Raw genomic sequence first — 13,603 nt, forward strand, 5'->3', positions numbered from 1 at the left:
TCCGATGAAACTACGTGGCCTGTACGCCGTTACCGACAGCCAGTTGCTGGCCGGTAAATTTCTCTTGTACGTGGAAGCAGCGCTGGAAGGCGGCGTCACCCTGCTGCAATACCGCGACAAGAGCAGCGACGAGGCCCGACGCTTGCGTGAGGCCGAAGCCCTGCGCGACTTGTGTGATCGCTACAAGACACAACTGATCATCAACGACGACGCCGAACTGGCCGCTCGCTTGAACGTTGGCGTACACCTGGGCCAGACCGACGGCCCCTTGTCGCCGACCCGAGCACTGCTCGGTCGTCAGGCGATCATCGGTTCGACCTGCCACGCGCAACTCGAACTCGCCGAGCAAGCAGCCAAGGAAGGCGCCAGTTACGTCGCCTTCGGTCGCTTCTTCAATTCCAACACCAAACCCGGCGCACCGACCTGCAGCCTCGAACTGCTCGACCAGGCCCGCAGCAAACTGCACCTGCCGATCTGCGCGATCGGCGGCATCACCCTGGAAAACGCCGCACCGCTGGTGGCCCACGGGGTCGACTTGCTGGCGGTCGTGCATGGCCTGTTTGGCGCCGAGAGCACGGCTGAAGTGACACGCCGCGCCCGCGCCTTCAACGAATTACTAAAAGTCTGATTTGAGAGCCCGATCATGTCTCGTTCCGAAACCCTGTTTGCCAATGCCCAGAAACACATCCCCGGCGGCGTGAACTCACCTGTTCGCGCGTTCAAAAGCGTGGGCGGCACACCGTTGTTCTTCAAACACGCCGAAGGCGCCTACGTCACCGACGAAGACGACAAGCGTTACGTTGACTACGTTGGTTCCTGGGGCCCGATGATTCTCGGCCACAGCCACCCGGACGTGCTGGACGCAGTGCGTAAACAGCTTGAGCACGGATTGTCCTACGGCGCCCCAACCGCGATGGAAACCGAGATGGCCGACCTGGTCTGCTCGATCGTGCCGTCGATGGAAATGGTGCGCATGGTCAGCTCCGGCACCGAAGCGACCATGAGCGCCATCCGTCTGGCCCGTGGTTTCACCGGCCGCGACAACATCATCAAGTTCGAAGGCTGCTACCACGGTCACTCTGACAGCCTGCTGGTCAAGGCCGGCTCCGGCGCTTTAACCCAAGGCGTGCCGAGCTCAGCCGGTGTGCCGGCGGATTTTGCCAAGCACACCCTGACGTTGCCGTTCAACGACATCGACGCAGTCGAAACCATGCTCGCCGACGTCGGCCAGGACGTGGCCTGCATCATCGTCGAGCCGGTTGCCGGCAACATGAACTGCGTACCGCCAGCGCCAGGTTTCCTCGAAGGCCTGCGGACCCTGTGCGACAAGCACGGCGTGGTGCTGATTTTCGACGAAGTGATGACCGGTTTCCGCGTCGCCCTCGGCGGTGCACAAGCGCACTTCGGCGTGACGCCGGACCTGAGCACGTTCGGCAAGATCATCGGCGGCGGCATGCCGGTCGGCTGTTTCGGCGGCAAGCGCGAAATCATGTCGCACATCGCGCCACTGGGCCCGGTCTATCAGGCTGGCACTCTGTCGGGTAATCCATTGGCTATGGCGGCGGGCCTGACGACGCTGCGCCTGATCAGCCGTCCCGGTTTCCACGACGAGCTGAGCGACTACACCAGCCGCTTGCTCGATGGCCTGCAACAGCGCGCCGATGCCGCGGGCATTCCGTTCGTCACTACCCAGGCCGGCGGTATGTTTGGTCTGTACTTCAGCGGCGCCGACGACATCGTGACCTTCGATGACGTGATGGCCAGCGATGCCAAGCTGTTCGGTCGCTTCTTCCACTTGATGCTTGAAGGCGGCGTGTACCTGGCGCCGAGCGCTTTCGAAGCCGGCTTCACCTCGATCGCTCATGGCGAAACCGAGTTGAAACTGACGCTGGATGCCGCCGAGCGTGCATTCGCCGCCTTGAAATAACGTTGTAACGCTGACGTTGGCGATTGCCAGCGTCAGCTTTCACCTGGATTTGCACCCTTATTCCTGTGCTTCTGCTAATAATCCCCCGTAAATGGGACGATATATTCCCCGCGCAGCAGAAAAACGAGTAAAGACTTTGTAAGGTTGGCCCTGCTTATTTCATAATGCGCGCTTATTGGATCCCCTCGATGGGTCCGCGCGCCCTTCAGAGGTAAGTCGATTCCCATGAACCGCACCGGCCGCGCCCTTGCACTGGGCTGCCTGTTGCTCCTTCAGCCCCTGCTCGCGCTCGCACAAGCAGGCGGCAACTCGTTGTTAATCCCAGCGATGGGTCGCTGCACCCTCAATACTCAGCCGCAAGACCTGACGCAAGCGCTCGCCGCCTGCCAGAAAGCGTCGGATGAAGGGGATGCACAAGCGCAATACGAGTTGGGTGAGTTCTACTACGACGGCAAAAACACCCCGCGCGACCTCAATAAAGCCCTGGGCTATTTCGAAAAGGCTTCACTGCAAGGCCACGCTCAGGCGCAATTCAAACTCGGCACCATGTTCTTTCACGGCGAAGGCGTACCGGCCAATAACGTTCAGGCGTATATCGTGCTGAAAATGGCCGCGGTCAACGGCGCTGAAGATGCGCTGGACACGGCGGATGAAGTGGCCGAGAAGATGCCGCGCGAAGATCTGGAAGTCGCTACCCAGGTGCTGGGGCAAATTTTCCGTAAATACCTGATGGAATTGCAAAGCGCCGATGGGCGCACGCCGTTTTCGCCGCTGCCTTAAATCTTCTTCGACCCTACTGACGCCTTCGCGGGCAAGCCTCGCTCCTACAGGTATGCGTCGTTTTCACGGCGTGCATTAAACCTGTAGGAGCGAGGCTTGCCCGCGAAGGGAGCGACTCGGTCTTACTTCTCAGGCATCGGCATCGGAAACGGCATGACATTGCCGACCGCGCCGCGGGCTTCGCTGATTTTCGGAGTGCCGAGGCGTTCCACTTCGTCGATGCGCACAATCGAATGCATCGGCACAAAACTGCGCACAACGCCTTCGAATTGAGCTTTCAACTTCTCTTCGCTCGGGTCGACGACCACTTGCGTGCGCTCGCCAAAGACGAACTCTTCCACTTCCAGGAAGCCCCACAGATCACTTTGATAGATCTGCTTGGCATACATTTCGTACACCTGGCCCTGGTTGAGGAAAATCACCTTGTAGATTGGGGCTTCACGTTTGGTCATGGTGGGCGGGCAACACATAGGGGATAAAAATGAGGGCGCGAACTATAGCATAGCCGCCGGACGCACAACGGTAGGAACCTAGAGACATGTTCCCTATAATGCGCGGTTCTTTGAATCACGTGATGACTCTGTCCATGGCCAAGAAGCTTTACATCGAAACCCACGGTTGCCAGATGAACGAGTACGACAGCTCGCGCATGGTCGATCTGCTGGGTGAACATCAGGCCCTGGAAGTGACCGCTCGCGCTGAAGACGCCGACGTGATCCTGCTCAATACCTGCTCGATCCGCGAACGCGCCCAGGACCGGGTGTATTCCCAACTCGGCCGCTGGCGCGAACTGAAACTGGCCAACCCGGACATGGTCATCGCCGTCGGCGGTTGCGTGGCCAGTCAGGAAGGCGCGGCTATCCGCGATCGCGCGCCGTATGTCGATGTGGTCTTCGGCCCGCAAACCCTGCACCGCCTCCCGGAAATGATTGACGCCGCGCGCGCCACCAAGCTGCCGCAAGTCGACGTCTCGTTCCCGGAAATCGAAAAGTTCGACCATTTGCCCGAGCCGCGCATCGACGGCCCAAGCGCCTACGTGTCGGTCATGGAAGGCTGCAGCAAGTACTGCACGTTCTGTGTGGTGCCTTACACCCGTGGTGAAGAAGTCAGTCGCCCCTTCGATGACGTGATCGCCGAGATCATCCACCTGGCTGAAAACGGCGTGCGCGAAGTAACCCTGCTGGGGCAGAACGTTAATGGCTACCGCGGGACCACTCACGATGGGCGCCTGGCTGATCTCGCCGAGCTGATCCGCGTCGTGGCCGCCGTCGATGGCATCGACCGGATTCGCTACACCACCTCGCATCCGCTGGAGTTCTCCGACAGCCTGATCCAGGCCCACGCCGATGTGCCGGAACTGGTGAAACACCTGCATTTGCCGGTGCAATCGGGCTCTGACCGCATTCTGTCGGCAATGAAGCGCAACCACACCGCGCTGGAATACAAATCCAAACTGCGCAAGCTGCGCGCCGCCGTGCCGGGGATCTGCATCAGCTCGGACTTCATCGTCGGCTTCCCGGGCGAGACCGAGAAAGACTTCGAACAGACCATGAAGCTGATCGAAGACGTCGGTTTCGACTTCTCCTACTCGTTCGTCTACAGCCAGCGCCCGGGCACACCGGCCGCGGATCTGGCCGACGAGACGCCGGAAGAACTGAAAAAAGAACGGCTGAACGCGCTGCAACATCGCTTGAACCAGCAAGGCTTCGAAATCAGCCGACAAATGGTCGGCTCGATTCAGCGGATTCTGGTCACCGATTATTCGAAAAAAGACCCCGGCGAACTGCAAGGCCGGACCGAGAATAATCGTATCGTCAACTTCCGCTGCGACAATCCGACCTTGATCGGCCAGTTCGCCGACGTGCACATCGACGCCGCGCAGCCGCACTCGCTGCGGGGCTCGCTGATCCAGTAACACCGCATGACTTGTAGGAGCGAGGCTTGCCCGCGAAGGCGGACTGACACTCACAGCATGAGTCGTCTGAAATTCCGCCTTTGCGAGCAAGCTTCGCTCCTACAGGGACGGTGTTTGGCGCTGGATTATTTAAGAGCTTTCGCACCCAGCCCACTGGCGTTATCCTTGATTTCATCTTAATTGCCCCAGGGCGGCTAAATACGACCTTGAACGCACCCATAGAACCTCATCGTTTCATCCTCGAGCCCTTTGAGGCCCGTCGCTTCGCCAATCTGTGCGGGCAATTCGACGAGCATCTGCGCTTGATCGAACAGCGCCTGACCATCGAGATCCGCAACCGCGGAAACCAGTTCGAGCTGATCGGCGAACCCAAGCACACCACTTCTGCAGAAAATCTGATTCGCCGTCTGTATCGGGAAACCAAAGGTACCGAGCTGTCGCCGGACACGGTTCACCTGTTCCTGCAGGAATCGGCCGTCGAAGAGCTGGACAACGTCTCCCCGTCCGAACCCTCCGTCGCCCTGCGCACCAAAAAAGGCATGATTCGCCCTCGCGGCTTGAATCAGCTGCGCTACGTGAAGGAAATCCTCGGTAACGACATCAATTTCGGCATCGGCCCGGCCGGTACCGGCAAGACCTACCTGGCCGTAGCCTGCGCAGTCGATGCGCTGGAACGCGAGCAGATTCGTCGCATCCTGCTGGTGCGCCCTGCGGTTGAAGCGGGCGAAAAGCTCGGCTTCCTGCCCGGCGACCTGTCGCAGAAGATCGACCCGTACCTGCGCCCGCTCTACGACGCACTCTACGAGATGCTCGGTTTCGAATACGTCGCCAAACTGATCGAACGCCAAGTGATCGAAGTTGCACCGCTGGCCTACATGCGCGGTCGCACGCTGAACAACAGTTTCATCATCCTCGACGAAAGCCAGAACACCACCGTCGAGCAAATGAAGATGTTCCTGACTCGGATCGGCTTCGGCTCTACCGCAGTCATCACCGGTGACATCACCCAGGTCGACCTGCCGAAAGGCACCAAGTCCGGGCTGCACCATGTGATCGAAGTGCTCAAAGACGTGCCGGGCATCAGCTTCACCCATTTCAAGCCAAAAGACGTTGTGCGCCATCCACTGGTGCAGCGCATCGTCGAAGCCTACGAGCGCTTCGAAAATCGCGCGACAGACGAAACACCAAAGGACAGTCGCCGCGATGCTTGAGCTTGATCTGCAACTGGCTACACAAGCGTCTTCCCCCAGCGAAGCCGAGTTCCGCCAATGGTGCGAACTGGCCCTGCGCCAGCGCACTGCCGACTCTGAAATGACCATCCGCCTGGTCGATGACGAAGAAGCCCGCGAGCTGAACCACACCTGGCGGCAAAAGGATTACGCCACTAACGTCCTGTCGTTTCCTGCCGATGTGCCCGACGAGTTTCTCGACATCCCGCTGCTGGGCGATCTGGTTATTTGCGTGGCAGTGGTCGAGCGCGAAGCCGCCGAACAAGGCAAAGAACTAAAGGCCCACTGGGCGCATCTGGTGATTCACGGCTGCTTGCATCTGCTGGGTTACGACCATATAGATGATGACGAAGCCGAAGAAATGGAAACACTGGAACGAACGTTGCTTGCCGAGTTGGGCTATCCCGACCCTTATGCGGACGACGAAACAGACACAAACCCTATCGTTACAACAAAGGATTCAGAGTAATCGCTATGAGCGAAGATCGATCGAGCAACGGGCAAAAGTCTTGGCTGGGTAAGCTCACCCAGGCTTTTGCCCACGAGCCGAAGAACCGCCAGGAGCTGCTGGAGCTGCTGCGCGACGCACACCAGAACAAACTGTTGGACAGCGAAGCGCTGGCCATCGTCGAAGGCGCCATCCAGGTCGCTGACCTGCAAGTACGGGACATCATGGTCCCGCGCTCGCAGATGGTCAGCATCAAGGCGACCCAGACACCTCGCGAGTTCCTGCCTGCCGTGGTCGACTCGGCCCACTCCCGTTACCCGGTCATCGGCGAAAGCCACGATGACGTGATGGGCGTGTTGCTGGCCAAGGACTTGCTGCCATTGATCCTCAAGGAGAATGGCGACAGCTTCAACATCAAGGATCTGCTGCGCCCGGCCACCTTCGTGCCCGAGTCCAAGCGTCTGAATGTGCTGCTGCGCGAGTTCCGCGCCAACCACAACCACATGGCCATCGTCATTGACGAATACGGCGGCGTGGCAGGCCTGGTGACCATCGAAGACGTGCTGGAACAAATCGTCGGCGACATCGAAGACGAACACGACGTCGAAGAAGACAGCTACATCAAGCCGCTGCCCAGCGGTGACTTCCTGATCAAGGCCCTGACGCCGATCGAGAACTTCAACGAGTTCTTCGACAGCGAATTCTCCAACGACGAGTTCGACACAGTGGGCGGCCTGGTGATGAGCGCGTTCGGGCATTTGCCAAAACGCAACGAAATCACTGAAATCGGCCCTTATCGCTTCCGCATCCTGAACGCCGACAGCCGTCGGATTCACTTGCTTCGCCTGACGCCTATTGCTCGGTAAAAACTAAGGATAGAAATGCGCTGGATAACCCGCCCCGGCTGGCCCGGTAACCTGCTGGCCGTGGCGGCCGGTGCACTCACCACCCTGGCCCTGGCGCCGTTCGATATCTGGCCGTTGGCGTTGCTGGCGGTCGGTTTCTTCTATGCTGGCTTGCGCGAACTGAGCCCCCGTCAGGCCCTGGGCCGTGGCTGGTGCTTCGGTTTCGGCCTGTTTGGCGCCGGTACCAGCTGGATCTATTACAGCATTCACCATTTCGGCGGCGCGTCGGTGCTGCTGGCCGGTTTCCTGATGCTGATCTTCACGGCCGCGATTGCCTGGTTCTTCGCCCTGCCCGCCTGGATCTGGGCGCGCTGGCTGCGTCGCAACGAAGCGCCGCTGGCGGATGCGTTGGCGTTTGCCGCGCTGTGGGTCGGCCAGGAAGCCTTTCGTGGCTGGTTTCTCACCGGCTTCCCGTGGCTCTACTCCGGTTACAGCCAGCTCGACGGCCCGCTGGCCGGGCTCGCGCCCGTCGGCGGAATGTGGCTGATTTCCTTCACCCTGGCCCTGACGGCGGCGCTGACTTACAACGCTTTGCGTCTGGTACGCACCGGCCGTAAAGGCTTCATCGCTGCAGGCGCGTTGCTGCTGGTCGGCCCCTGGGTGGCCGGCATGGCGCTGAAGGAACACGCCTGGACCAGCCCGGCGGGCCCGGCGCTGAGCGTTGCCGCCCTTCAGGGCAATATCGAACAAAGCATGAAGTGGGACCCGGCGCAGCTCAACGCGCAGCTGGCGCTGTACCGCGACATGAGTTTCAGTTCGAAACGGGTCGACCTGCTGATCTGGCCGGAAACGGCCGTCCCGGTGTTGAGGGAGTCCGCCGAGGGCTACCTCAACATGATGGGGAATTTCGCCGCTGAGCGTAAATCTGCGCTGATAACCGGCGTACCGATCCGCCAGGAAGTTCGACACGAGAAGCGCTTCTTCAACGGCATCACCGTCCTCGGTGAAGGCGATGGCACTTATCTCAAGCAGAAGCTGGTGCCGTTTGGCGAATACGTTCCGTTGCAAGACGTCCTGCGCGGGCTGATCGCGTTTTTCGACCTGCCGATGTCCGACTTTGCCCGTGGCCCGGCTGACCAGGCCATGCTGCAAGCCAAGGGCTATCAGATTGCGCCGTTCATCTGCTACGAAGTGGTCTACCCGGAATTCGCCGCCAGCCTGGCGGCCCGCAGTGATTTGCTGCTGACCATCAGCAACGACACCTGGTTCGGCACCTCCATCGGTCCGCTGCAACATTTGCAGATGGCACAGATGCGTGCGCTGGAGGCGGGTCGCTGGATGATCCGCGCCACCAACAACGGCGTGACCGGCCTGATCAACCCGTTCGGGCAGATCACGGCGCAGATCCCGCAGTTCGAACGCGGCATTCTGTACGGCGAAGTCGTGCCGATGCATAACCTGACGCCTTACCTGGAATGGCGTTCGTGGCCGCTGATCATCGTTTGTGTGTTGTTGTTTGGCTGGGCGCTGGTGGCGAGCCGGATGGCCAAAACGGTCTGAGACTGGCGTGCTTTTGTGGCGAGGGAGCTTGCTCCCGCTGGGTCGCGCAGCGCCCCCAAAACAGGACTGCTGCGCAGTCCAGCGGGAGCAAGCTCCCTCGCCACAGGTTTTCGCTCGACATAACTATCGGTAAAACAGCGAATACCCGATCTGCCCCACCGCCTCATTCAACAACTGCCCGCTCTGCCAGATCGACTTGAACTCCGGCATCCAGCCGCCCAGCGGCCGGGCATTGTCCACGCCTAAAAAACCCACCGGTGCCGGCACCACTTCAAATCCAGCCTGCTGAAAACTCCAGACCGATCGCGGCATGTGCCAGGCCTGAGTCACCACCACCACCCGTTTGATTCCCTGTGGCAGCAACACCTCGGCGCTGAACTGAGCGTTCTCCCACGTCGTGCGGCTGCGTCCTTCCTGCCAGCGCACGGTCACACCGAAATCATCGAGTAATGAATCCGCCATCAGCTTCGCTTCAGTGGGCGGTGTGCCGTAATGCAGGCCGCCGCTGGTGAGAATGGGCAACCCGGATGCCTTGGCCAGACGTGCCGCATACCGTTCGCGCTCCAGACCGATGCCCGTCGGCTGATCAGCCCCCCAGGCAATATCGCCACGCTCACGCCCCGAACCCAACAGCACAATCGCATCCGCGCGCTGACCCAGGGTGGCCCATTCCTCGCGCGCCAGTGGCGGCTCACTTTCCAGGGCCTTGGCGCCCCACTGCACCACCACCGGCAAACTCATTAACAAGAAGCCGCCGAACCCCAAGGCAAAGCACACGCCTGCGAGCCGCGGCCTTGAGCGGCGCAACCACCACGCAAGCATCAACAGCAGCAAAAGAATGCCGGGCGGCAACAGAAGTTGTTTCACGAAATAACGAAAAGGCATCGAGCATCTCCATAAGATGCCCGAAGCCTAAGTGGGTTGACGCAATGCGACAACAAATGCGGAAGGCTATGCTTTAAAAAACCATGGGTCATGGCGTGCAGCCGTTACTTGAATTGCAGAGACCGGACCTTTTCCGTGCCCCTGCCAGGTGCCTTGTCCTTGAGCCAGATGATCTTGGCCGAACGTGGTGCGTCGAGTTGCTTCACTGCTGCGGACAAGCATCCGTGCGTCTCACGTTCACTGCGATCCAGATAGGCTTTGACCAGTGCAAACTCTGCGGGGCTCAACCCACGCAGTTCCAGCTCCAGGGGACGCTCATCGCGTAGCCGGTCAGCGGTTTTTGCAGCGTCCAGGGCCATCCCCAGACGATCGATCAGTCTTTCGTACAGCTGCGGTTTCGTGACTTTTTGCTGTGACTCAACCATCCCTCACCTCATTGAAGATAAGACTCGCTCCCCATTTAGAGCTTAGCTTCCATGAACAAACCGGCTGGATGCCGCGACCAACGGCCCTCGCGGCGGTTTTCGCAAGACGCGCGGCAGTAATCAGGGTTTCCCTCGGTAGAGTGCGGTCATGTATGCTACGGCGCTTCCTGTAACTCCACTTCCAGCTCGTTCGGGCACCGAAACGCCGATTTGGCGTCGTCATCGCCCAACGTTGCATTGAAGAGGATTAGGCCACCCCTATTCAGTTCAAAAGTAGCCATGCACGAACAATATCAGCCCCGTGAAATCGAAGCCGCCGCCCAGTCGTTCTGGGACGAGCAAAAGTCCTTTGAAGTCAGTGAACAGCCAGGCAAGGAGACGTTCTACTGCCTGTCGATGTTCCCTTACCCCAGCGGCAAGCTACACATGGGGCACGTGCGCAACTACACCATCGGCGACGTGATCTCCCGCTACCAGCGCATGCAAGGCAAGAACGTCTTGCAACCCATGGGTTGGGACGCCTTCGGTATGCCGGCGGAAAACGCCGCGATGAAGAACAACGTAGCGCCCGCCAAGTGGACCTACGAAAACATCGCCTACATGAAAAACCAGCTGCGCAGCCTGGGCCTGGCGGTGGACTGGTCCCGCGAGGTGACCACCTGCAAGCCCGATTACTACCGCTGGGAACAATGGCTGTTCACTCGCCTGTTCGAAAAAGGCGTGATCTACAAGAAAAGCGGCACCGTGAACTGGGACCCGGTCGACCAGACCGTCCTGGCCAACGAACAAGTGATCGACGGTCGCGGCTGGCGTTCCGGCGCGCTGATCGAGAAGCGCGAAATCCCGATGTACTACTTCAAGATCACCGCCTACGCGGATGAGCTGCTGGAGAGCCTCGACGAACTGACTGGCTGGCCTGAACAGGTCAAGACCATGCAGCGCAACTGGATCGGCAAATCCCGCGGCATGGAAGTGCAGTTCCCCTACAACGTCGATTCCATCGGCGAAGCCGGCGCGCTGAAAGTCTTCACGACTCGTCCGGACACCTTGATGGGTGCCACCTACGTTGCCGTGGCCGCCGAACACCCGTTGGCGACCCTGGCTGCACAGAACAACCCTGAGCTGCAGGCGTTCATCGCCGAATGCAAGGGCGGCAGCGTTGCCGAAGCCGACGTCGCCACCCAAGAGAAAAAAGGTCTGCCGACCTCGCTGTTCGTCGAGCACCCGCTGACCGGTGAGAAACTCCCCGTATGGGTCGCCAACTACGTGCTGATGCATTACGGCGATGGCGCGGTGATGGCTGTACCGGCTCACGACGAACGTGATTTCGAGTTCGCCACCAAGTACGACCTGCCGATCAAGTCCGTGGTGCACACCAGCTCCGGTGATACAAACCCGGCTCCGTGGCAGGACGCTTACGGCGAGCACGGCACGCTGATCAACTCCGGCGAGTTCGACGGTCTGGACTTCGCAGGCGCGTTCGACGCCATTGAAGTTGCGCTGATCAAGAAAAACCTTGGCGCCTCGCGCACCCAGTTCCGCCTGCGCGACTGGGGCATCAGCCGTCAGCGCTACTGGGGCTGCCCGATCCCGATCATTCACTGCAACACCTGCGGTGATGTGCCGGTCCCGGAAGACCAATTGCCTGTGGTACTGCCGGAAGATGTCGTGCCGGACGGCGCGGGTTCGCCTTTGGCGCGCATGCCTGAGTTCTACGAGTGCGCTTGCCCGAAATGCGGCGCACCGGCCAAGCGTGAAACCGACACCATGGACACCTTCGTCGAGTCCTCGTGGTACTACGCCCGATACGCCTCGCCGCACTATGAAGGCGGTCTGGTGGAAAAATCGGCAGCCGACCACTGGCTGCCGGTTGATCAATACATCGGCGGTATCGAACACGCGATTCTTCACCTGCTCTACGCGCGCTTCTTCCACAAGCTGATGCGTGACGAAGGCTTGGTGAGCTCCAACGAACCGTTCAAGAACCTGCTGACCCAGGGCATGGTGATCGCCGAGACTTACTATCGTCGTGAAGCCAACGGTGCTTACACCTGGTTCAACCCGGCTGACGTCGAACTCGAACGCGACAGCAAGGCCAAAGTCATCAGCGCCAAGCTGATCGCAGACGGCCTGCCAGTGGAAATCGGCGGCACCGAGAAGATGGCCAAGTCGAAAAACAACGGCGTCGACCCACAGTCAATGATCGACCAGTTCGGCGCAGACACCTGCCGCCTGTTCATGATGTTCGCCTCGCCACCTGACATGAGCGCGGAATGGTCTGACTCGGGTGTGGAAGGTTCGCACCGCTTCCTCAAGCGCGTCTGGCGTCTGGCTCAAGCCCACGTCATTCAGGGTCTGCCGGGCAAACTGGACGTCGCCAGCCTGAACGACGAGCAGAAAGCCATTCGCCGTTCGATCCACCTGGCCATCAAGCAGGCCAGCCACGACGTCGGCCAGAACCACAAATTCAACACCGCCATCGCCCAGGTGATGACGCTGATGAATGTGCTGGAAAAAGCCGCGCAAGTCACCGAACAGGATCGCGCACTGGTTCACGACGGTCTGGAAGCCGTGACCTTGCTGCTGGCTCCGATCACCCCGCACATCAGCCACGAGCTATGGCATCAACTGGGTCACGCTGACCCTGTGATCGACGCCGGCTGGCCGGTGGTGGACGAAACCGCGCTGGTGCAGGACAGCCTGACACTGGTTATCCAGGTCAACGGCAAGCTGCGCGGCCAGATCGAAATGCCAGCCACCGCGACTCGCGAAGAAGTCGAAGCGGCAGCCCGGGTCAACGAGAACGTGCTGCGCTTCGTCGACGGCCTGACTATTCGTAAAGTGATCGTAGTGCCCGGGAAACTGGTCAATATCGTCGCCAGCTAATTGGATCAGGCGCCAGGTGAGCCTGGCGCCGAGTAAAACCTTTCGGGCCGCACGGTCGGCCCACATGGTTTCAAGGGGAGCAACAAGATGATCAAACGCAATTTGCTGGTGATGGGCCTCGCGGTCCTGTTGAGCGCCTGCGGTTTCCAACTGCGCGGCACCGGCACCAATGAAATGGCGATCAGGGAGCTCGATCTGAGCGCCCGCAACGCCTACGGCGAAACCGTGACGCAACTGCGTCAGGTACTGGAAAGCAGCGGCGTCAAGGTTTACACCGGAGCGCCGTACAAACTGGTGCTGACCGATGAGCAGGAAAGTCAGCGCATCCTCAGCTACGCCGGTGCCGGCCGTACTGGCGAATATCAGGTGAGCACCGTGCTGAGCTATGACATCCGGGGTGCGCAAGGCCTGCCGCTGCTGAGCGACAAGCTCGAAGTGCAGAAGATATTTCTCCACGACGGCAACAACCTGGTGGGTTCCGACCAGGAAGCGAATACCGCCCGCACAGAAACCCGTCGCGAGTTGGTTCAACGCATGATGCTGCGCCTGTCACAGCTCTCGCCGACTCAGTTGGACCAGCTGCAGCAGACCGCCGACGCCAAGGCGAAAGCCGAAGCCCAGGCATTGGAAGCGGCGCAGAAAGCTGAAGCGGAAACCCCGCGTCAGTCGCCCATCGAAATCCCGCAGCAATAAGACTGACGGG

The 13,603-nt window shown here is 60.1% G+C and carries 13 protein-coding genes; 10 read left to right on the plus strand and 3 right to left on the minus strand.

Annotation, left to right across the window (positions count from 1 at the left end):
- The first annotated feature begins 4 nt into the window (after positions 1-4).
- From thiE to ACA051_RS25895, 3 genes are all read left to right on the plus strand, one after another.
- Positions 5-628 carry a thiamine phosphate synthase gene (gene thiE / locus ACA051_RS25885; protein ID WP_497305687.1) on the plus strand — a complete coding sequence of 208 codons (624 nt, stop codon included), beginning with the start codon at positions 5-7 and terminating at the stop codon, positions 626-628.
- A 15-nt stretch (positions 629-643) separates the two neighbouring features.
- Positions 644-1,927, plus strand: a complete 1,284-nt coding sequence (hemL, locus tag ACA051_RS25890) for a glutamate-1-semialdehyde 2,1-aminomutase (protein ID WP_497305689.1) — start codon at positions 644-646, stop codon at positions 1,925-1,927.
- A gap of 225 nt (positions 1,928-2,152) precedes the next feature.
- Positions 2,153-2,707, plus strand: a complete 555-nt coding sequence (locus tag ACA051_RS25895) for a tetratricopeptide repeat protein (protein ID WP_403102585.1) — start codon at positions 2,153-2,155, stop codon at positions 2,705-2,707.
- Positions 2,708-2,829: 122 nt separating this feature from the next.
- On the opposite strand, the gene ACA051_RS25900 is transcribed toward ACA051_RS25895, so the two are convergent.
- The gene (locus ACA051_RS25900; protein WP_007894425.1) at positions 2,830-3,159 is read right to left on the minus strand and encodes a DUF1820 family protein; all 330 of its coding nucleotides are present in this window, start codon (positions 3,157-3,159) and stop codon (positions 2,830-2,832) included.
- Between the two features lie 134 nt (positions 3,160-3,293).
- Between ACA051_RS25900 and miaB the strand changes: the two genes are divergently transcribed.
- The 5 genes from miaB (at position 3,294) to lnt (ending at position 8,704) form a co-directional block, all read left to right on the plus strand.
- Positions 3,294-4,622 carry a tRNA (N6-isopentenyl adenosine(37)-C2)-methylthiotransferase MiaB gene (gene miaB, locus ACA051_RS25905; RefSeq protein WP_033049358.1) on the plus strand — a complete coding sequence of 443 codons (1,329 nt, stop codon included), beginning with the start codon at positions 3,294-3,296 and terminating at the stop codon, positions 4,620-4,622.
- Between the two features lie 206 nt (positions 4,623-4,828).
- Positions 4,829-5,833 carry a PhoH family protein gene (locus ACA051_RS25910; RefSeq protein WP_497372443.1) on the plus strand — a complete coding sequence of 335 codons (1,005 nt, stop codon included), beginning with the start codon at positions 4,829-4,831 and terminating at the stop codon, positions 5,831-5,833.
- Positions 5,826-6,320 carry an rRNA maturation RNase YbeY gene (gene ybeY, locus ACA051_RS25915; RefSeq protein WP_497305692.1) on the plus strand — a complete coding sequence of 165 codons (495 nt, stop codon included), beginning with the start codon at positions 5,826-5,828 and terminating at the stop codon, positions 6,318-6,320. Before ACA051_RS25910 ends, ybeY begins: the two co-directional genes overlap by 8 nt.
- Positions 6,321-6,325: 5 nt before the next feature.
- Positions 6,326-7,165, plus strand: coding sequence for a CorC family transporter (locus ACA051_RS25920; RefSeq protein ID WP_497305694.1), 840 nt, complete (start codon positions 6,326-6,328; stop codon positions 7,163-7,165).
- A gap of 15 nt (positions 7,166-7,180) precedes the next feature.
- Entirely contained in the window at positions 7,181-8,704 is a 1,524-nt protein-coding gene (lnt, locus tag ACA051_RS25925; RefSeq protein WP_497372445.1) for an apolipoprotein N-acyltransferase, read from the plus strand.
- Between the two features lie 123 nt (positions 8,705-8,827).
- Here the strand turns inward: lnt and ACA051_RS25930 are convergent, their stop codons facing one another.
- Positions 8,828-9,589: a YdcF family protein gene (locus ACA051_RS25930; protein ID WP_497305697.1), complete on the minus strand. Its 762-nt coding sequence runs from the start codon at positions 9,587-9,589 to the stop codon at positions 8,828-8,830.
- Between the two features lie 104 nt (positions 9,590-9,693).
- On the minus strand, positions 9,694-10,014 hold the full coding sequence (locus tag ACA051_RS25935) for a hypothetical protein (RefSeq protein WP_094470479.1): 321 nt from the start codon (positions 10,012-10,014) through the stop codon (positions 9,694-9,696).
- 279 nt (positions 10,015-10,293) lie between these two features.
- Here ACA051_RS25935 and leuS point away from each other — a divergent pair, with 279 nt between their 5' ends.
- Both leuS and ACA051_RS25945 read left to right on the plus strand, forming a co-directional pair.
- Positions 10,294-12,900, plus strand: a complete 2,607-nt coding sequence (gene leuS, locus ACA051_RS25940) for a leucine--tRNA ligase (protein ID WP_497372447.1) — start codon at positions 10,294-10,296, stop codon at positions 12,898-12,900.
- Positions 12,901-12,987: 87 nt separating this feature from the next.
- On the plus strand, positions 12,988-13,593 hold the full coding sequence (locus tag ACA051_RS25945; protein WP_497305700.1) for an LPS-assembly lipoprotein LptE: 606 nt from the start codon (positions 12,988-12,990) through the stop codon (positions 13,591-13,593).
- The last annotated feature ends 10 nt before the right edge of the window (positions 13,594-13,603 follow it).

The sequence above is a fragment of the Pseudomonas sp. LBUM1669 genome (assembly GCF_059695705.1).